This window comes from Pseudomonas graminis (assembly GCF_013201545.1).
Taxonomy (GTDB): Bacteria; Pseudomonadota; Gammaproteobacteria; order Pseudomonadales; family Pseudomonadaceae; genus Aquipseudomonas.
This window is the reverse complement of the sequence record NZ_CP053746.1, coordinates 3,763,377-3,782,024: the sequence shown is the minus strand read 5'-3', so window position 1 is coordinate 3,782,024 and position 18,648 is coordinate 3,763,377. Positions and strand designations below refer to the sequence as shown.

Sequence of the window (18,648 nt, the reverse complement as noted above, 5' to 3'; positions counted from 1 at the left end):
GTACATGAAGGAAGTACTCACTCAACCGGCGTCACTGCGCCCCCCACAGGCTGAGACAAATGAATGACTATAAGGATTTTGAAATTCATTACTGGTTTCAAGGTGAGTTGCGGCGTTTCAACCACAAGGGAAACCATCTTTGCGAAAGTGACGCGCTGCATTTCGCGACTTTGCACGCAGGGGTGGGCGCAGTCGAGGGCCACATCTGCGCGGGCCCGTTGAAACGCGCACTGCTTTACGCCGAAGGCCTGGGCGTCACACAGGTGCAATGGAAACGCACCTGATCGAGGAAAACAGCAAACAAACGCGGATTCACGTGGTCGGAATTTACAAGCAGCGCTCATTACACCAGCAAAGCGAGGTAAACATGACCATCGATAACGCACTCAAGCAGGAAGTCCTGACCCGATTGCTGCATGCCCACCCGGCAGGCCTGGGTAAGGAAATTCTGGACAACTACCGAGGGGAGAACGCCGTTGCAGACACCCTTGAGCATTTGCAACAGGCCGGGTTGATTCATGACGGTTGCGTTAACCGCCCTGCCGACGGCGATCGCACGTTGAAATACCCCGTAAAACTGAGTTCCTCCGGAGTCGTGGCTGCCAAGCAACTGGAAGCTGAGCCTTCTAAACAGTAAGTTTTGCGCAGGCAACAAAAAAACCGGCCAAGGCCGGTTTTTTCAGGTGTTCGATAAAGTGGTGTTCTCCCCTGGCGCTACCTGCACTGATCATCCTAAGCCTGTCAGGAAGCAGCACCACAGGGGAACGAGAACAAGCCTACAAGCCAGGTCTTGTTTTCGTCACGCCCGCTTTTGTGACTTCATGCGTCCAGACCCTGTCGCCTGGTTTTGCACCCAACGCCTGCGCTCAGACTGCCGGATAATCGCCTGTGCCGTCCGGCCATGGGGTCAGCAGCTCGAAGCCGGTCTCGGTCACCACCACCATGTGTTCCCATTGCGCCGACAATGACTGATCCCGGGTGAGCACTGTCCACCCGTCTTCCAGCACATAAGTGCCCGGCTTGCCGGCGTTGATCATCGGCTCGATGGTGAAGACCATGCCGGTTTTGAGTTTCAGCCCCTTGCCCGCTGCGCCGTAGTGCAGCACTTGAGGTTCTTCGTGGTATTTGCGACCGATGCCATGCCCGCAGTATTCGCGCACCACGCTGAAGCCTTCGCGGTATGCCACGCTCTGAATGGCGTGACCGATGTCGCCCAACGTCGCACCGGGTTTCACTGCGTGTATCCCTGCCAGCGTGGCCTCGTAGGTGGTTTCGACCAGACGCCGGGCGAGCGGGCTGACCTCGCCGACGTAGTACATACGGCTGGTGTCGCCGTACCAGCCATCCTTGATGACCGCGACGTCGATATTGACGATGTCGCCCTCCTTGAGCACGTCATCCGCCGAAGGAATGCCGTGACAGACGACCGTGTTGGGCGAGATGCAGGTAGTTTTGGTGAACCCGTGGTAGCCGACGTTGGCAGGGATCACTTTCAGCTCGTTGACGATGTAGGCGTTGCAAATGTCATCCAGCGCCTCGGTGCTTATGCCCGGCTTGACGTGCTCTGCGATCATCGCCAACACATCTGCGGCCAGACGCCCTGCCACACGCAGCCCGACCAGGTCGGCTTCAGTCTTGATAGTGATGCTCACTGGGACACCGCCCTGGCGGGAGCCAGATCCGGTACGAGGTCGCAGGGCTGAAGGATCAACACGGCGCCGCCGGACGTCTCAGCACGAATCAGCAACTGGCAGATCTCGCTGTAATTCAGGCCGGGGTGCAGCTCGGCCAACATGCCCACCCGCATCCAGTGTTCGGCCTGAGCATTGATCGAGCGGCTCAGGGCCGCGCTGGCGCAGCGAATGTTGGCGTGCATCTGTTCGGAAATTTTTACCAGTCCCATAGCGACCTCGCGAAGAATATACGGAGCATATACGTTTCATATATTTTCACGCAACCGCTGCGGGAATCTCTTGAGACAAACGTCCTTACGCTGAGCGGGATTGGGAGAACTCGGTCGCGCACTCGGAAAGCGACGTGGCTAATTGCGAAATCGCCTCGCGGTCGTCTTCGCTAAGCGCCCGGTAATGAGTAATGACCGCCCGCTCTGCCTCGTTGAGTGTATCGGTGGCGATGGGCGTCCGCTCACCCGACAACACGTACATGACGTCGATGCCTTTTTTGCCAAGCGCCGCCAGGTAATCGGAGCGCGGAATGCGTTCACCGCTCTCGTACTTGCCTTGGGCATTGGCCTCTACGCCACCGATGGAGCCAAAGTCCTGTTGCGACAGCCCGAGCCGTTTGCGTTCTTCTTTCAGACGTGAGCCGAGATCTTTCATAAACGAGGGTCCTGAAATTGACTATGTTCAAAGAGCAAGACCCCATTGGTCCGAGGGAGTTGCGCCCTTGGGCCCATTTGGTCAATCTTCCGAGTTGACGGCTCAAGGAATCTCCTTCGTGGCCGATAGGTTCTGATGTACCGCTATTCTTTTCGAATGGCAGCCCGATTTCTGTAGTTCGGAGAACCAGACAATGATTTCTTTCTTACTGGGTTGGTCGGCGCTATCGGCCGTGGGCACTTTGATTGCGCTGGCCATGATTCGCACCGGTAAATCGCGCCAGCCTGACGCAGACGATACAGTGAGTGGTCAAACGCCCGTCCCGGTTCTGGTGCGATTCAAGCCCTGAATCGATTCCGGCTGTCTTGCCGGAAGCACGCGCCCTCACATCACTCCCCCGCAAGCCGACCCTGCTCTGTTCCATAGCTACTTGTGTGGCCCGTTGCATAGCCTGTCGCGTATCCAGCGCTAGATGGCGCGAATGCCAGGTCGGCCTGACTGGCGCTGAATTGGCGAAGCCCTGATGCCAGGGCAAGAAAATCCTCACGCTGCATCTCGTTGCCCCAGACGCTGCTGAACGACGACTCGTTTTTCTGCGCAGCGAATTCCGGAGTGGTGTTGGATTGATTGGTTTGCATGAGCGCTCTCTTCTTCTCGATACTGTTTAAACATACAGTATTTTCAACGAACCCCGAGCGCAAGTCCTGTCGCGACGAATGGTCGTGGCGATCAGGCTCGACAGTGTGATCACTCATACCTGCCTTCTTGGCGCCACGCGGGCCGAACCTGAAGCCAGACGCTTAGACGCGTGCCAGCGCCTCGAGCCGCTCAAGGTCATCTGCCGACAACACAATCCCCTCCTTCAATGACTGTTCACGCTGACGGTAGCGGCGATCACCCGGCATGCGCTGCTGGCCGACGCCGTGCATCTGCCGGACCAGTTCTTCGCTGCGTTCGGCGAAAGCCTGACCACTGCCCTTGTCCGGATCGATGACGATGATGACCTGGCCGGTCCACGGGGTTTGCGCGCCGGGCGACGTGGACATGTCGAACTCGAACGAGAAATTGCCGCCCGTGAGTGCAGCTGACAGCAGCTCCACCATCATCGACAGCGCGGAACCCTTGTAACCTCCGAACGGCAGCAACGCGCCACCGTCGAGGATGGCTTTCGGGTCTTTGGTCGGCATGCCGTTGCGATCGACGCCCATTCCCGGCGCAAGCATGCGCCCCTCTCTGGCAGCAATCTGCACATCGCCATGGGCGATGGCGCTGGTGGCCATATCGAACACGATGGGCTGACCATCAGCGCGTGGCGCGGCGAAGGCGATGGGGTTGGTGCCAAACAAGGGTTTTTGCGCACCGTGGGGCACGACGCAGGTCATGCTGTTCACCACGCTCAAGGCCACCAGCCCTTCCTGAGCAAACGGCTCGACGTCCGGCCACAGCGCGGCGAAGTGATGGGAGTTGCGGATGGCCAGAATGGCGATCCCGGCGTTCCGCGCTTTTTCGATCACCAGGGCTTTCGCCGCCTGCATCGCCGGCTGGGCAAAGCCGCCCATGGCATCGACGCGCACAAACGCCGCCCCGACATCTTCGACCTTTGGCTCAGCCTGACCATCGACCCAGCCCGCCGCCAGCGACGACAGATAACCCTTGATGCGGAAGATGCCATGGCTGTGGGACCCGTCGCGCTCGGCGGCCGCGCAATTGGCGGCCAGTACCCGCGCCACCTCGGGCGAGGTGCCATGGCGCACGAAGATCTGCCGCAGCAGCTCTGTCAGATCGGCAAAGGAAATTGTCCGGGTGGTCTGGCTGTCGTGCATCGAAGGCATCTGAAGCTCCTTTGTGATTATTGGATGTGGAAGCGGAACAGAAAAGACAGGTGTCTGGCGACGCTCGTCTGAAGAGTAATGCCCAGCGACAACCCGGTAAACTGCGGGCCTGCTGCACTGGCTGCCCTGCCCTCAACCGAACAAGGATCTCACCATGGATTTCCCAACCATTGATTGCCAGACCGTCGTCCTCGGCGCCGGTATCATCGGCGTCTGTTCTGCGCTGCACCTGCAAGCGGCAGGCCAGCGGGTGGTCTTGCTGGACCGCGATGAACCCGGCGCTGGTACCAGCCACGGCAATGCCGGCCTGATCGAACGGTCCAGCATCGTCCCGTACGCCTTTCCCCGTGAATGGTCGCGGCTGGCGCGTTATGCGCTGAACCGGCAATCCTCCATGCGTTTCAGCCCGGCTTGGCTGCCGAAGATCGCCCCTTGGCTGTTTCAGTACTGGCAGAACTCTTCGCCCGCCAACCTGGCCAGCGCAAGCCGCGCAATGCTGCCGCTGATCGAGCGTTGCGTCAGCGAGCATGACCGGCTTGCCGAGGCCTCAGGCATGACCTCGCTGATCCGCGCCAAGGGCTGGATCGAGTTCTATCGCGACCAGGCTGAATTTGATCTGGCAGTGGCTGACGCCCGATCCTACGACCGTCACGGGCTGCGTTACGAGGTGCTTGATGCAAGCCAGCTGCGCGATCGCGAGCCGCATCTGAGCGGGGCAATGGGCGCCATCCACTGGCTCGACCCGAAAAGCGTGATCGATCCCGGTGCACTGGTCCGCGGTTATGCGGCGTTGTTCGTTGAGCGCGGCGGCCTGTTGCTCAAGGGTGACGCGCGCAGTCTTTGTCAGCACGACGACAGCTGGCAGGTAGAGACCCGCGAGGGGCTGGTGCGGGCGCAAAACGCAGTGGTGGCGTTGGGGCCGCAATCAACGGAGGTGACCGCCCGCTTTGGATACCGCATTCCCCTGGGGATCAAGCGCGGCTATCACATGCATTACGCAGCAAACCCGGATGAGCCGTTGCAGCACTCGATCATCGATGCCCAGGCGGGGTATGTACTGGCGCCCATGGCGCGGGGTATCCGACTGACCACAGGCGTCGAGTTAGCCGCACCCGACGCGCCCATCAACGAGATCCAGCTGCGCCGCTGCGAGGCCATCGCCCGAACGCTTTATCCGTTGGGCGAGCGGCTGGATGCCGAACCGTGGCTGGGGCGTCGGCCCTGTTTGCCGGACATGCGCCCGGTCATTGGACCGGCGACGTCGCACAAAGGGCTGTGGTTCAACTTTGGGCACGCGCACCACGGTCTGACCCTAGGCCCGGTGACCGGTCGATTGCTGGCGGAGATGATGAGCGACGCCAAGCCCTTTACCGATCCCGCGCCTTACAGCCCGGACCGATTCGGGTAAACCTCGGCGCGCCGCTGACTATTGCGCCTGCAACCGCTTATGAAAGAACAAGCGCTGGTGCCCGGGCGGATAGTCATCCAGCTGACCAAACTGTTCATAGCCATGCTTGCGGTAGAACTCCGGCGCCTGGAAATCAAAGGTGTCGAGCCAGACGCCAACGCAGCCCCGCTCGCGGGCGAGGTCTTCGGCCATCGCCATCAACTGGCTGCCCATGCGCTGGCCCCGCGCCTGTTCAGGTACCACGAGCAGTTCGATGAACAGCCAGCTGTAGAGAATGCGGCCGTGGAGGCCGCCGAGTACGGCATCGGTCTGTTCGTCGCGGACAAACAAAGCAAATTTTTCGGCCTTGCCATCCCCCGCCGCAGCCGCGTTATAGGCCCTCAGTGGTTCAAGGATCTGCAGGCGTTCTTCTTCGGAGGGGTTGGATTTGAATTCGATACGGACACTCATGCGTCGCTTCCTGCTGACGGAAATGGGGACGCCAAGGTTGTCGGATATGCGGAAGGGAGTAAAGCTGCGAAAGGTTAAAGCAACGAAAGCAACGGAGTAGAGGGAATCAGTGAGAAGGGATGTGGAAGCCCCGGGGGCCTCCACACGCGCTATAGCGCTGGCTCGATCAGTCCTTCTGGTCGCGCAGGACGTTACCGGAAGTGCCGTCGATACGGAATTCGTAGGTCAGGCTGTCAGCTTTGCGGCCTTCGCCTTCCCAGTAGCCATTGTCGTCGGCTTCGATCTTGTAGATCTCGGTGTAACCCGCCGACTTGGCTTTTTCGATCGCTTTTTCGATGGTGATCCAGCCAGCGCCCGGCTTGTCCGCCAGGGCGAACTGTGCGGTGGTCAGGGCAGCGGTGGCGAGAACGGCAGCGGTAAGTTTCTTGATCATGATTGAACTCCATTTCCCTTTGCGGGCTTTTTGAATGCGAAATTTTGGAGTTCGTCACCGGAAAATAAGTTCATCCGAGGTTTTGTAACCGCTTGATGCTGCCGAATGAATACCACCGCAGACAGCGGTTTAAAGCTGCACCAACGCGGATCAGCGCTTGACCTTGCGACGCAGCACACCGTTCAACACCACCACGACAACAGCAACGAAGATCGCGATGTATTGAAAGGTCTTCTCGCTGAGCACGCCGGTGTTCTGTAAATGGGACAGCCCAAGCATGATCGCCAGAACGCTCAAGGCGATGATGATCGAATAAATCAGACGCTGTTTGTTGGTCATTACGGGATTCCTGAAAACCGGTCGAGATGTGGGGCGCAGTGCAAATGTGCGGACATGGTACCTGCTCGGGTCGGCGCTGGCACGCCACCGCCTGCGCCGGGGATGTGTCAGGGCCACGTCACCGCTGCGGCGAAGCGTCTCGGCCGCTGATTTCCGTCACTTTCACGTGGTTTAATACGCGCACTTTTTAGTCGCTGAAGCATTTCAGGGCTGTAGGAAGTGTCTGCCAACAACGCAGACTTTTCCTCCCCCCTCTTTAAACAAGGAGTCCCCAATGCCCCATGAAGGCAGCCTGTTGCAGGCCGCAGTCGTGTTCCTGCTCGCCGCCGTTCTCACGGTTCCTCTGGCCAAACGTCTGCAACTGGGCGCCGTGATCGGCTACCTGATCGCGGGTGTGATCATTGGCCCGTCTTGCCTCGGCCTGATCGGCGACCCGCAGAGCGTCGCGCACATCTCCGAGCTGGGCGTGGTGCTGTTGTTGTTCATCATTGGCCTGGAGTTGTCGCCGCGACGCCTCTGGACCATGCGCAAATCGGTGTTCGGTGTCGGCATGGCACAGGTGCTGCTAACGGGGGTCGTCATTGGCGCGGTCGCGTTGCTGGGCTTCAATCAGCCGCTGAACAGCGCCGTGGTACTCGGCCTGGGGCTGGCGTTGTCATCGACCGCCTTCGGTCTGCAAAGCCTGGCCGAACGCAAGGAGCTCAACGCACCCCACGGTCGCCTGGCCTTCGCCATTCTGCTGTTCCAGGACATCGCGGCCATTCCGCTGATCGCATTGGTGCCGATGCTGGCAGGCGGTTCTCACGATGCCGGTTCCGGCGATTCCCTGCGTCACGGCCTGCAAGTGCTCGGCGGCATCGCCATTGTCGTGGTCGGCGGTCGTTACCTGCTGCGGCCGGTGTTTCGCATCGTCGCCAAAACCAAATTGCAGGAAGTCTCCACGGCGACCGCTCTGCTGGTGGTGATCGGCACGGCGTGGCTGATGGACCTGGTGGGCGTGTCCATGGCGCTGGGAGCATTTCTTGCTGGCCTGCTGCTGGCGGATTCCGAATACCGTCATGAGCTGGAAGCGCAGATCGAACCGTTCAAAGGCCTGCTGCTGGGGCTGTTTTTCATCAGCGTCGGCATGGGCGCCAACATCGGCCTGCTGATCAACTCGCCGCTGACGGTGCTGGGCCTGACGCTACTGCTGATCGGCTTGAAGTTGCCGTTGCTGTTCTTCGTCGGACGTCTGGCGGGCGGGCTCGGCAAGCAAAGTGCGCTGCGCCTGGGGCTGGTCCTGGCCGCGGGCGGTGAATTTGCGTTTGTGGTGTTCAAGATCGGCCGCGACCAGGGCCTGTTCGATGCCGCGTTGTACGACACGCTGGTGTTGACGATCACCTTGTCGATGGCGCTGACGCCATTGCTGCTGCTGGCCCTGTCGCGCTGGCTCAAGCCAAAGCCCGTGATCAAGGAAGTGCCGGCAGAGTACAAGGAAATCGAATCGGACAACCCGCGCGTGGTCATCGCGGGCATGGGCCGGATGGGGCAGATCGTTGCGCGTATTCTGCGCGCGCAGAACATCCCTTTCATTGCGCTGGACACCTCGGTGGAAACCATCGAGTTCACCCGCAGTTTCGGTAATGTGCCGGTGTTCTACGGCGACCCGCTGCGTCCGGAAATCCTGCGCGCCGCGAAGGTCGACCAGGCCGAATATTTCGTCATCGCCACGGACGACCCGGACACCAACATCAAGACCGCCGAACTGGTGCGCAGGCTCTACCCGCACATGAAGATCATTGCTCGCGCCCGTAACCGCCAGCACGTTCACCGCTTGCTGGACCTGGATGCCGAGGCGGTGCGGGAAACCTTCTATTCAAGCCTGGAAATGACGCGGCGCACGCTGATCGGCCTGGGCCTGAGTGAAACCCAGGCGGCCGCGCGCATTGATCGGTTCAAGCGCCACGACGAACAAGTGCTGAATCGCCAGCACCTGATCTACGATGATGCCGCGAAGGTCATGCAAAGCGCGCTGGAAGCCCGGACTGAATTGTCCGAGCTGTTCGAATCCGACCGGATCGATGAGGAAGCGAGTGACGCGCAGCCTGCAGTGAAGGCTAAAAAATAGCGGCCTAGGGCTGAGCCTTCTTGCGAAGGCTCAGCCTCTCAGCCCATGACCTCGCTCAGCGGAATGAAGTTGAGCAGGTCGCCCTCCGCCACCGTCTTGCCTTCCACGATCTCGATCAGCCCGTCGGCCCAGGCGGCGCTGCGCAGCACACCCGAGCTCTGATTGCGGTAGGCAACCAGCCTGCCCTGTTCAAGGCGTCCGCGCAAGTACTCGCGCCGGCTCCCCGGTTTGGTCCAGACGAATGCAGCAGGCACCTGGAACTGCAGCGGTTTGACGGCCTGCACGCCGAGGCGTCTGAGCAAATAGGGTCGGGCCAGCAGCGCGAAGGTCACCAGCGTGGATGCCGGATTGCCCGGAAGGCCGATCACCGGCACGCCACGGAAATGGCCGAACGTCAGCGGCTTGCCAGGTTTGATCGCCAGTTTCCAAAGAGCGATCTCGCCCTCTTCACGCAGTGCGTGACCGAGAAAATCCGCTTCGCCGACGGACACGCCGCCCGTGGAGAGGATCAGGTCGACGTCGTTGAGGCTGCCCAGCGCCGCGCGGGTTTTCTCGAGGTTGTCGGGAAGGATGCCCGCATCGACCACTTCGCAGCCCAGTCGCGCCAGCCAACTGCACAGCAACACGCGATTGCTGTTGTAGATCTGCCCCGGACCCAACGGCTGCCCCGGCTCGATCAACTCATCGCCGGTGGACAGCACGGCCACCCGGGCGCGGCGCACAACCTGCACCTGACCAAAACCCATGGTCGCAGCGAGGCCCAGTTCGATCGGGTTCAGGACCGTGCCCGCATCCAGCACCTTGTCGCCGACGGTGGTTTCCTGGCCTTTGGGGCGGATGTTCTGACCGGTGCTCAACGGTTCGAGAAAGCGCACGGTCGCGTCGGCTTGAACCTCGGCGTTTTCCTGCATCTCGACGCAGTCAGCCCCTTCAGGAACCGGCGCGCCGGTGAAGATTCGCGCGCAAGTGCCCGGCTGTAACGGTTCGGGCGCTTGCCCGGCGAAGATCCGCTGGCTCACTGGCAACGGTTCGCCGGTCCAGTCCGCCACGCGCATCGCGTATCCGTCCATGGCGCTGTTGGGCCACGGCGGCAAATCCAGCGTCGAAATCAGATCCTCAGCCAGCACGCGCCCCTGGGCATCGGCCAGCGCCACGGTTTCACGCTCGCTGATCGGCGCGTTGGCGGCCAGATCCATCAACCGCTGCATGGCCTCTTCGACCGGCATCAGGCGACTCATTTCAATTGCGCTCATGGAGGCTCACCCGCGGGTCGCGCAGGGTTCGGCCTTCTTCAGATGCGGCACGAAATTGCACGGGCGGAAGCTGTTGTTCAACTGATCGGCGAGGATGCCGTCCCAGCCGGTGCGCACCGCGTTGGTCGAGCCCGGCAGGCAGCACACCAGCGTGCCGTTGGCCAGACCGGCAAGGGCGCGGGATTGGATGGTCGAGCTACCGATGTCAGGGACGGAAATCTGGCGGAACAGCTCGCCAAAACCGTCCACTTGCTTGTCCAGCAGGCACGCCACGGCTTCCGGGGTGCTGTCGCGACCGGTGAAGCCAGTGCCGCCGGTGATCAGCACGACTTGCACTTCGTCGTCGGCGATCCAGGTCGCGACCTGGGCGCGGATCTTGTACAGGTCATCCTTGAGCAGCACGCGCTCGATCAGGCCATGACCTGCAGCGGTCAGGCGGTCGACGAACATCTGGCCGGAAGTATCGGTTTCAAAAGTACGGGTGTCACTGACCGTCAGAACAGCGATGTTCAGGGGTACGAAAGGCGAGTCTGCCTTGGCTTTCATGGCGAGGTCCGGTTGTAGAGGAAACAGGGCGGTGTTATATCACAGCACCTGCTTTTTTCCGCGCCAACCGAGCTGATCATGACCCCTTCCGAAGCCCTCCCGCCCTGCTCTGTCCTGCTGCTTGCCGGAGGCCAGGGTCGGCGCATGGGCGGGCGTGATAAAGGCCTGATCACGTGGCGCAACAAGCCTTTTATCGAGCACTTATACGGGTTGGTGCGACCGCTCACGGACGATGTGATCGTGTCGTGCAACCGCAACTGCGAGCAGTACGCGCGCTACGCCGACCAACTGGTGGAGGATGAGCAACAGGACTTCCCCGGCCCTTACGCGGGTATTCGCGCCGGCCTTGCCGTCGCCAGACATGACTACCTGCTGGTCATCCCCTGTGACATGCCGCTGCTGGATCGTGAGATTCTCGACGGCCTGCGCCAGAGCGCGGCCACTTCAGGAACGCCAGTTATGGTCCGCCAGGGCGAGCAGTGGGAACCGCTTCTGTGTTGCATTCCCACCTGCCACGCACAGGTGTTCGAACAGCATTGGCGGGAAGGACAGCGCAGCCCGCGCCGGACCCTGGCAGAGTTGCGCGCCGTCGGGTTGCAGTGCGAGGCCGACGACCCGCGCCTCGCCAACCTTAATACGCCGGATCTGTTGACCGAGATCAAGGCCTGAGCGCAGCGGGCAGGTTTCATGGAACTTTGCCGTTACACTCTGCGTCAGACACATCACTAAATAAAATTCCCGGAGACACAGCAATGAAACAACGGACTCTTCCTGCCGCCTTTCTGCTCGCGCTGAGCCTTGCCGGTCTTGCCGGTTGCTCGTCGCCCACCGTGATCACGCTGAACGACGGCCGTGAAATCCAGGCAACCGACGAGCCGAAGTTCGATGAAGAGTCGGGCTTCTACGAGTTCAAGCAGCTGGACGGCAAAGAAACCCGCATCAACAAGGATCAGGTTCGTACCGTTAAAGAACTGTGATGCCGGCTTGATCGCGAGGGTTTGAACACACCGTCGCAGAGAGCAAAAGACCCGCCAATCGAGCGGGTCTTTTTTTGCCTTCAATAAACCCGCAGCCCCATCCAGCGCGCTACCAATCCAACGTGATCCGGCTTTCGAAAACCCGCTCCTGCCCCGTCACCGGGTCAACAAAGCGCAAACCCTGGGCAAGGAGTTTCAGCGGGTTGGAGTAGTCGTCCACGGCGTCCTTGAGCACGTCGGGATAGAACGGGTCATTGCAGATGCCAGCGCCCAGGGCGGCCATATGCACGCGCAGCTGGTGTTTTTTCCCCGTCACCGGATAAAGCGCGTACCGCCAGAGCCCGCCCTTTTTTTCGCTGACCACAACTCGGGTTTCCGTGTTGCTCGGGCCCTCGCCCTCTTGCATGCGAAAGAAGGGTTCGCCATCGACCAGGCGGCTTTTGTGAACACGCGGAAACGCCATGTCCGGGAGCGCAGGCGCTATCGCCTCGTAGCGCTTTTCAATCTGCCGGGTCGGAAACAACGCCTGATACGCCGACCGCGTCTGCTTGTTGGCCGAGAACAGCACCAGCCCCGCCGTGTGCCGGTCGATGCGGTGCAAAGGCACCAGCTCGGGATTGTCGAGGGTACGGATCACCCGTCGCAGCAGGGTCTGCTCGACGTACTCGCCCGCCGGAGTGACGGGCAGAAAATGCGGCTTGTCGGCGACCACAAGATGCTCGTCGGCATACAGGATGGACTCCAGCACCGGAATCGGCGTCTCGTTGGGCACTTCACGAAAGTAATGGATGCGCAGGCCTTCGCGGTACGCAAGGTCCACGGCGATCGGCTGGCCGTCGGCATCAAGCACTTTGCCCCGAGCGATCCGGTCAAGCCACTGCTCGCGGCTGATGGCACTGAAGCGCTCGCACAGGCAATCGAGCACCGTCAGCCACGGTCCGGGCGGCAGATACAACGTGCTGGCTTGACGGTGGGCAGCGGTAAATACAGGTGCGGACATAAACAGCTCAGAATAAAAGTAGTGATAGCAGCAAGGCTGGCATTATCTACGCCGACGAACCTTTGCGCGACCGCGCATATAACGGTTTTGCCGGAAGGCTCTGGCCCGGGCGTTACAGAAGTGCGCGACGTTATGCCGCACGGAAAACCGGCGCCAGTTGTCTGACAACCACGATCCCGCGCTGGATGCGCAAAATGATTTGTCCTAAAATGTTTCGAAATCGGCAAGCAGGCGCGAATCCGAGCGGACACGAACGTCTTCGTGACTGAAATCGAAAACGCCTGCCAGACCTGAAACCCATAAAAAGAAAGCCCGTCATCGACGGGCTTTTTTCGTTTTCAGCGTTTGTGTCGCGCGTCGAGCGCCAGTGCCCACGACTTTTCTTTCGCCACTTTTTGAGGTTACGCCCATGCTGATTCAATTCTTCCAATGGATCAAACGTCTCTCCACCGGGACTTCTTCGCAGAACGACGAAAACTACTCCCAGTCGTTTTCCAACGAGGACCATGACGTGGGTCGCTGGACGTTCATGTCGGTGTTCATCGTACTCACCCTGAGCCTGTACATCGTCGCCGGCCTTGGCTACTACGCCAAAGTGCACGTCTGGGACGGCATGACCGACGAGCAGAAAGCCGCCGTCGCTCAAGCCATGGTGGTCGACACGCAATACCTCTGAAGCCAGTCAAGACGCGCGCGGTTATGCATTCGTCCCATGCGCGTCAGTCGCTCAGAAACAGCACGACCTGATCGGTGTCGAACGGCCAGTCCAGTTCGGCACCGGTGTCTGCCCGCCTCAGCACGGGAATCCTCAGGCTATAGGTTTCGTAGCACGCCTCGCTCTCGGCGATGTCGACCAGCTCCACCATCAAGCCGTGCTCCACCAGCGGCATCAGTTCGGCTTCGGCCACCTCGCACACATGACACCCCAACGTTCCAAACAGCTGACATTCCGGTGACATGGCCAGGCCCCTCTGTGGCTGTGATTCCAAGGGTTTGATCTGGAAGTCTAGAGCTGGCCGCGAACACCGTCGAGCCTGCGCAGGCTTCCTTACCGTCCTCCCGTCGCCCACCCACACTGGAGCGCGACGTCCGGCGGGCGCACCGGAACAGCGCAAAAAACGCTTCAGGCGAAACGGCAGTCCTGTTCACGCGATTGGAATGAACCTTCAGGAATGCGCCATACTCGAAACCCCATATCGTCATCCCCTAAGGAGAAAACCATGGCTCGACCTACAGCAGACAAAGCCCAGGACATATTGATGTCTGACTTCCAGACGCTGGTTGCCGATACGGAAAAATTGCTGGCGCACACGGCCTCTCTGGCCGGTGAACAGGCCGACGAACTGCGCGAGCAGATTCGCGAAAGCCTGGTCCGTGCACGCGAAACCCTCAAGCTGACCGAAGAAACCCTCCGCGCCCGCGGCAAGGAAGCGGTCATCGTCACCGAGGACTATGTGCAGAACAACCCATGGCAATCGGTAGGCATCGCAGCTGGCGTCGGCTTCCTGCTGGGCCTGTTGGCCACCCGGCGCTAACGGCCATGACGCAGCCGACAGGTCCAACCGGGACCGATCAATCCTCTTCGCCACGGCGGCTGGGTGCGGCTTTTCTGGGGCTGTTGCACACCCATGTCGAACTGTTCGGCATCGAGCTTCAGGAACAGAAAGCGCGTACGGTCAGGCTCTTGCTGTTCGCAGGCCTGGCGCTGGTTTTCGCGTTGCTGCTGCTCATCGGCCTGTCCGCTTTGCTGCTGATTCTGGTCTGGGACAGCTATCGCCTGTACGGAATCATCGGTCTGTGCGGGTTATACACCCTAGCGGCACTGTTCTGTGCAATGCGCCTGAAGGCAGCTGTTTTCGATGAGTCTTCACCCTTCCATTCGACACTGGAAGAACTGGCAAACGACCGCGAGCGACTGATGCCATGAGCGCACCTCAATTGCCCCAGACCCACAATCGTCGCGAGTTGCGCAAGGCGCTGATCCGCCTGCGCATGGAGATGCACCGACAAGAGATCCGTCAGGAATCCTCGCGCTTGATGCATCCCCTGCAACGCATGCGCGGCATGGCTTCCGACCTGCCTGGCTCCCTCGGCATCAAGCACGGGCCGCTGTGGGGCGTCGGTGCTGTCACCCTGCTGGGATTTCTCACCGGCAAGGGCACGCGCAGTAAAAAAACCGGCAGCGTCACGCGCCTGATCAAATTCAGCGCAACTGTTCTGCCGTTAATCAAAATGGCCCTGCAGAACTCATCCCGCCGTCGCTAAAAGCCTTCTGGCTGCATTCTTGCTAACAATCCGCGCCTTGCCCGATATTCGTATCGGGCAAGGCGTCGGTGTTTGTCGAGCGAAAATCCCACAGCCAAGCCTTCGCCACCACCGCTTCAATCAATCGTCACTAAGGAGGCCCCGTGTTCGATGGGCAACCGCTCGCCTGTTTTCAGCCGTTCATCGACACCGCGACAGGCCGCATTGCCGGCGTTGAAGCACTGGGCCGCCTGCGCCAGGCAGACGGCAGCCTGCAATCGGTCGGTCCGTTGTTTGCGGATCCGCGGCGCCCGGCCGTGCAACTGCGTCGGCTGGATCGTCAGATTCGCGACAATGCCCTGAGCCGGTTGCATGAAGCGCCCAGCGACTGGTTCCTGAGCCTGAACATCTCGCCTCGGTGGATCACCTGCCTGCGCCACGATGAATCGCCGCCCAGCCTCAAACAACTGCAGCCCTATGGCATTCCTGCAGAACGTATCGTCTTTGAAATCACCGAACTGAGCGGCGACGGCCAGCGCTTGAAGGACGTCGTGGCTCGTTACCGCGACGCCGGGGCACGCATTGCCATCGATGATTTCGGCGCCGGCTATTCGCAGCTGGACCGGGTGCTTGCGCTGCAACCCGACATCCTCAAACTCGACATGCGTCTGTTTCAAGCCGCAGCTCGGGGCGGCCCCAGCAGCGATGTGGTCAAAGCCCTCGCCCAGATGGCCGAAAAAACCGGCTGCTGGATCATCGCTGAAGGTGTCGAGACCGAAGCCGAACTGGACTTCGCCCTTGAATGCGGCTCGCGCTACGTTCAGGGCTATCTGTTTGCGCCGGCGCAGTTGGCTTTCTTCGAGGCCGATGCGTTCGTCGAGCGCTTCGCTGCCCTGCGCGATCGTTACGTGATGAAAAAAGTGGCCGAGCGTGAACGGCTGATGACGCTGCGCAGGCAGGTCACGCAACTGATGTCCCGGCTGCAGAGCTGGGCAGAGAACGATGCGTCGCTGAGCGACTTGCCTCAAGTCACGGAATTCCCGTGGCTGCTGCGCTTTTATCAGTGCGACCGCCACGGCACGCAGCTGACGCCCAATCTGGAATGGCGCAACGGCGCGTGGAGCCCGGATGCTCGGTATCTGGGCCATAACTGGTCCTGGCGGCCCTATTTCTATCACTTGCTGGCCGAGGGCTGGCACGAGCGGCGCCTGACGCTGTCGAGCACCTACCGCGACGCCACCAGCAATCAGTACTGCCTGACGGCCGGGCAGTTCTTCGACAACGGCGAGCGACTGTTGCTGATCGATGTCGACGCGGCCGGGTTTTGAGGCTGTCTGTGGATACCATTTGGGCGATCTTGTGCTTGCAGCGTGCGGGGTGAACCGGGAAGCTAGCGTGGTAATCATTCGACGGAGTACCGGCCTTGGATTGGCAAACCCTGCTCACCCGCGAGCGCCTTGGCAAGACCCTCCACAGCCCTGAGGAACTGGGGCGCAGTCCCTTCCACAAGGACCACGACCGGATCATCTTCTCCGGTGCTTTTCGCCGGCTTGGCCGCAAGACTCAAGTTCACCCGGTCACCAGCAATGACCATATTCACACGCGCCTGACCCACTCGCTGGAGGTCAGCTGCGTCGGCCGCTCGCTAGGCATGCGCGTCGGCGAGACCCTGCGCAGTGCCCTGCCCGACTGGTGTGACCCCAGCGATCTGGGCATGGTCGTGCAATCGGCCTGCCTGGCCCACGACATCGGCAACCCGCCGTTCGGACACTCTGGGGAAGACGCCATTCGCAACTGGTTCAAACAGGCGGCAGGCCGTGGCTGGCTGGACGCGATGAGCGAGGTCGAGCGCAATGACTTCCTCAATTTCGAAGGCAATGCCCAGGGTTTTCGCGTCCTCACCCAACTGGAATACCACCAGTTCGAGGGTGGCACGCGGCTGACCTACGCCACCCTCGGCACTTACCTGAAATACCCGTGGACGGCCCGTCACGCCGACTCGCTGGGCTACAAGAAGCACAAGTTCGGCTGCTACCAGAGCGAGCTGCCGATCCTGGAGCAGATCGCCGGCAAACTCGGCCTTCCGCAGATCGAGGACCAACGCTGGGCACGTCATCCGCTGGTTTACCTGATGGAGGCTGCGGACGACATCTGCTACGCGCTGATCGATCTCGAAGACGGCCTGGAAATGGAGTTGCTCACCTACGACGAAGTGGAGTCGCTGCTGCTGGGTCTGGTGGGCGATGACCTGCCGGAGACCTACCGCCAGCTGGGCCCCAACGACTCGCGCCGTCGCAAGCTGGCGATTCTGCGTGGCAAGGCCATCGAACACCTGACCAACGCCGCCGCGCGCGCTTTCGTTGAACAGCAGGACGCGCTGCTGGCGGGCACGCTGCAGGGCGATCTGGTCGAACACATGCACGGGCCGGCCAAGCGCTGCGTGCTCAACGCCAAGGACATGGCGCGCAAGAAGATCTTTCAGGACAAGCGCAAGACGCTGCATGAAATCGGTGCCTACACCACGCTGGAGATTTTGCTCAACGCCTTCTGCGGCGCGGCGCTGGAACAGTTCGGCGGGCATGAGCCGTCGTTCAAGAGCCGACGGATTCTCGATCTGCTGGGCAATAACGCACCCGACCCGAGCTGGCCGCTGCACACGTCCTTTCTCAGGGTCATCGATTTCATCGCCGGCATGACCGACAGCTACGCCAGCGAAATGGCCCGTGAAATGACCGGTCATTCCAACCCTGTCTAGCGGCGCCTTTTAGCCGTCGCGCCTTTTCGAAGGCCCTGGCAAAAGCCCGAACCCGGCCCTGAATCAGGGCCCGGATTCGGGTTTTTCACGTTGGGGCTTCAGGCAATCCAACAGCAACTTCGGATATTTCCTACACAACCGTCGGAATGCCCTTATCGCTGGTCGTACATCCCTGCCGAATAATCCGCGCCTTCCGAGCCTTGGGACAACTCGACCCATTACCTCCCGAAGACACCGCCCGCCCTGCGAGCGCGCCGCCGGCCCGCCTTCAAACAGCGGCGCTCACTTCCCCTACGTCTGGAACCGCCGATGTTCACTAAAGATTTCCGAATCCTGCTGGTAGAGGATCATCCGTTTCAGCTGATCGCCTTGCAGATCCTGCTGAACAACCATGGCCTGTACCGCGTCACGCCGGCGCTCAATGCCAGCGAAGCACTCGGCGCCATGGAGCGCAGCGCCGAGCCTTATGACCTGCTGCTCTGCGACCAGCGTCTGCCAGGCATGTGCGGCCTGGAGCTGATACAGACGGCGAACCGGCGCGGATTGATCCAGCGCGCCGTGTTGCTCAGCGGCCTCGATGCGGATCCGCTGGCCAATCTTGAGGCCGAAGCCAGAGCGATGGGCCTGCCTCTGCTGGGATGCCTGAGCAAACCGCTCAACACTCTGGAGCTGATCAGCCTGCTCTCTGCGCCCGCCTGACATCGCCCGCGTGCAACCCTTTCCGGGCATAGCCCGTAATAAGCCGGGCCGCTGCCGAGTATACTTTTCATGAGGCCTGTTGTTATCGGCGCAACCGATGACTTTAAACAGGTAGTCCATGATTCGAAAATGCGTAGGGTTATTCCGATTCGAAATAAACACGCGTTTTCACATAGCGTTAAATCAGCGGTAAACGCTGTTACGTATTAAACATTCATGACCGCCGTGTGCATCCATGTACGCACATACGCTTATTTCTGTAGGAA

Annotated in this window: 25 protein-coding genes; 13 read left to right on the top strand and 12 right to left on the bottom strand. The window is 60.6% G+C overall.

Annotation, left to right across the window (positions count from 1 at the left end):
• Window positions 1-59 precede the first annotated feature (59 nt).
• Both FX982_RS16910 and FX982_RS16905 read left to right on the top strand, forming a co-directional pair.
• The gene (locus FX982_RS16910) at window positions 60-284 is read left to right on the top strand and encodes a DUF6555 family protein (RefSeq protein ID WP_172611719.1); all 225 of its coding nucleotides are present in this window, start codon (window positions 60-62) and stop codon (window positions 282-284) included.
• Window positions 285-367: 83 nt separating this feature from the next.
• Entirely contained in the window at window positions 368-637 is a 270-nt protein-coding gene (locus FX982_RS16905) for a hypothetical protein (RefSeq protein ID WP_122538689.1), read from the top strand.
• Window positions 638-866: 229 nt separating this feature from the next.
• On the opposite strand, the gene map is transcribed toward FX982_RS16905, so the two are convergent.
• The 5 genes from map to FX982_RS16880 all read right to left on the bottom strand — a co-directional run bounded on the left by map (window position 867) and on the right by FX982_RS16880 (window position 4,171).
• Entirely contained in the window at window positions 867-1,652 is a 786-nt protein-coding gene (gene map / locus FX982_RS16900) for a type I methionyl aminopeptidase (RefSeq protein ID WP_172611718.1), read from the bottom strand.
• Window positions 1,649-1,903: a ParD-like family protein gene (locus tag FX982_RS16895; RefSeq protein WP_172611717.1), complete on the bottom strand. Its 255-nt coding sequence runs from the start codon at window positions 1,901-1,903 to the stop codon at window positions 1,649-1,651. Before FX982_RS16895 ends, map begins: the two co-directional genes overlap by 4 nt.
• Window positions 1,904-1,988: 85 nt before the next feature.
• Entirely contained in the window at window positions 1,989-2,339 is a 351-nt protein-coding gene (locus tag FX982_RS16890; RefSeq protein ID WP_122538217.1) for a helix-turn-helix domain-containing protein, read from the bottom strand.
• Window positions 2,340-2,728: 389 nt separating this feature from the next.
• The gene (locus FX982_RS16885) at window positions 2,729-3,094 is read right to left on the bottom strand and encodes a hypothetical protein (protein WP_172609165.1); all 366 of its coding nucleotides are present in this window, start codon (window positions 3,092-3,094) and stop codon (window positions 2,729-2,731) included.
• A gap of 45 nt (window positions 3,095-3,139) precedes the next feature.
• Entirely contained in the window at window positions 3,140-4,171 is a 1,032-nt protein-coding gene (locus tag FX982_RS16880; protein ID WP_172611716.1) for an Ldh family oxidoreductase, read from the bottom strand.
• A 169-nt stretch (window positions 4,172-4,340) separates the two neighbouring features.
• Between FX982_RS16880 and FX982_RS16875 the strand changes: the two genes are divergently transcribed.
• Window positions 4,341-5,579 (top strand): NAD(P)/FAD-dependent oxidoreductase, encoded by a 1,239-nt coding sequence (locus FX982_RS16875; protein ID WP_172613084.1) that lies wholly within the window; start codon window positions 4,341-4,343, stop codon window positions 5,577-5,579.
• A gap of 18 nt (window positions 5,580-5,597) precedes the next feature.
• On the opposite strand, the gene FX982_RS16870 is transcribed toward FX982_RS16875, so the two are convergent.
• The 3 genes from FX982_RS16870 to FX982_RS16860 all read right to left on the bottom strand — a co-directional run bounded on the left by FX982_RS16870 (window position 5,598) and on the right by FX982_RS16860 (window position 6,801).
• Complete coding sequence (locus FX982_RS16870; protein WP_172611715.1) at window positions 5,598-6,029, bottom strand: GNAT family N-acetyltransferase; 432 nt, start codon at window positions 6,027-6,029, stop codon at window positions 5,598-5,600.
• A gap of 166 nt (window positions 6,030-6,195) precedes the next feature.
• On the bottom strand, window positions 6,196-6,462 hold the full coding sequence (locus FX982_RS16865; RefSeq protein ID WP_037010913.1) for a PepSY domain-containing protein: 267 nt from the start codon (window positions 6,460-6,462) through the stop codon (window positions 6,196-6,198).
• Window positions 6,463-6,612: 150 nt separating this feature from the next.
• Window positions 6,613-6,801: a hypothetical protein gene (locus FX982_RS16860; protein WP_065991502.1), complete on the bottom strand. Its 189-nt coding sequence runs from the start codon at window positions 6,799-6,801 to the stop codon at window positions 6,613-6,615.
• A gap of 274 nt (window positions 6,802-7,075) precedes the next feature.
• Between FX982_RS16860 and FX982_RS16855 the strand changes: the two genes are divergently transcribed.
• A complete protein-coding gene (locus FX982_RS16855) occupies window positions 7,076-8,908 on the top strand; it encodes a monovalent cation:proton antiporter-2 (CPA2) family protein (protein ID WP_172611714.1) in 1,833 nt (610 codons plus the stop codon).
• Between the two features lie 38 nt (window positions 8,909-8,946).
• Here the strand turns inward: FX982_RS16855 and FX982_RS16850 are convergent, their stop codons facing one another.
• Both FX982_RS16850 and moaB read right to left on the bottom strand, forming a co-directional pair.
• Window positions 8,947-10,161, bottom strand: coding sequence for a molybdopterin molybdotransferase MoeA (locus tag FX982_RS16850; protein ID WP_254074812.1), 1,215 nt, complete (start codon window positions 10,159-10,161; stop codon window positions 8,947-8,949).
• A gap of 6 nt (window positions 10,162-10,167) precedes the next feature.
• Window positions 10,168-10,707: a molybdenum cofactor biosynthesis protein B gene (moaB, locus tag FX982_RS16845; RefSeq protein ID WP_172611713.1), complete on the bottom strand. Its 540-nt coding sequence runs from the start codon at window positions 10,705-10,707 to the stop codon at window positions 10,168-10,170.
• A gap of 78 nt (window positions 10,708-10,785) precedes the next feature.
• Between moaB and mobA the strand changes: the two genes are divergently transcribed.
• Window positions 10,786-11,376, top strand: coding sequence for a molybdenum cofactor guanylyltransferase MobA (mobA, locus tag FX982_RS16840; protein WP_172611712.1), 591 nt, complete (start codon window positions 10,786-10,788; stop codon window positions 11,374-11,376).
• An 83-nt stretch (window positions 11,377-11,459) separates the two neighbouring features.
• Window positions 11,460-11,684: a YgdI/YgdR family lipoprotein gene (locus FX982_RS16835; protein WP_122538201.1), complete on the top strand. Its 225-nt coding sequence runs from the start codon at window positions 11,460-11,462 to the stop codon at window positions 11,682-11,684.
• A gap of 109 nt (window positions 11,685-11,793) precedes the next feature.
• Here the strand turns inward: FX982_RS16835 and FX982_RS16830 are convergent, their stop codons facing one another.
• Window positions 11,794-12,684, bottom strand: a complete 891-nt coding sequence (locus FX982_RS16830) for a pseudouridine synthase (protein WP_172611711.1) — start codon at window positions 12,682-12,684, stop codon at window positions 11,794-11,796.
• Between the two features lie 409 nt (window positions 12,685-13,093).
• Between FX982_RS16830 and FX982_RS16825 the strand changes: the two genes are divergently transcribed.
• Window positions 13,094-13,360, top strand: a complete 267-nt coding sequence (locus FX982_RS16825; RefSeq protein ID WP_172611710.1) for a hypothetical protein — start codon at window positions 13,094-13,096, stop codon at window positions 13,358-13,360.
• 43 nt (window positions 13,361-13,403) lie between these two features.
• Here FX982_RS16825 and FX982_RS16820 read toward each other — a convergent pair whose 3' ends face one another.
• A complete protein-coding gene (locus tag FX982_RS16820; protein ID WP_172611709.1) occupies window positions 13,404-13,643 on the bottom strand; it encodes a glutaredoxin family protein in 240 nt (79 codons plus the stop codon).
• Window positions 13,644-13,904: 261 nt separating this feature from the next.
• On the opposite strand from FX982_RS16820, the gene FX982_RS16815 reads away from it, so the two are divergent.
• The 6 genes from FX982_RS16815 (at window position 13,905) to FX982_RS16790 (ending at window position 18,382) form a co-directional block, all read left to right on the top strand.
• A complete protein-coding gene (locus tag FX982_RS16815; RefSeq protein WP_122538194.1) occupies window positions 13,905-14,219 on the top strand; it encodes a DUF883 family protein in 315 nt (104 codons plus the stop codon).
• 5 nt (window positions 14,220-14,224) lie between these two features.
• Complete coding sequence (locus FX982_RS16810; protein WP_122624202.1) at window positions 14,225-14,611, top strand: phage holin family protein; 387 nt, start codon at window positions 14,225-14,227, stop codon at window positions 14,609-14,611.
• Entirely contained in the window at window positions 14,608-14,949 is a 342-nt protein-coding gene (locus FX982_RS16805) for a hypothetical protein (protein ID WP_065991490.1), read from the top strand. Before FX982_RS16810 ends, FX982_RS16805 begins: the two co-directional genes overlap by 4 nt.
• 143 nt (window positions 14,950-15,092) lie before the next feature.
• The gene (locus FX982_RS16800; protein WP_172611708.1) at window positions 15,093-16,256 is read left to right on the top strand and encodes an EAL domain-containing protein; all 1,164 of its coding nucleotides are present in this window, start codon (window positions 15,093-15,095) and stop codon (window positions 16,254-16,256) included.
• Between the two features lie 95 nt (window positions 16,257-16,351).
• Window positions 16,352-17,683, top strand: a complete 1,332-nt coding sequence (locus FX982_RS16795; RefSeq protein ID WP_122538188.1) for a deoxyguanosinetriphosphate triphosphohydrolase — start codon at window positions 16,352-16,354, stop codon at window positions 17,681-17,683.
• A gap of 309 nt (window positions 17,684-17,992) precedes the next feature.
• Window positions 17,993-18,382: a response regulator gene (locus tag FX982_RS16790; protein WP_172611707.1), complete on the top strand. Its 390-nt coding sequence runs from the start codon at window positions 17,993-17,995 to the stop codon at window positions 18,380-18,382.
• Window positions 18,383-18,648 lie beyond the last annotated feature (266 nt).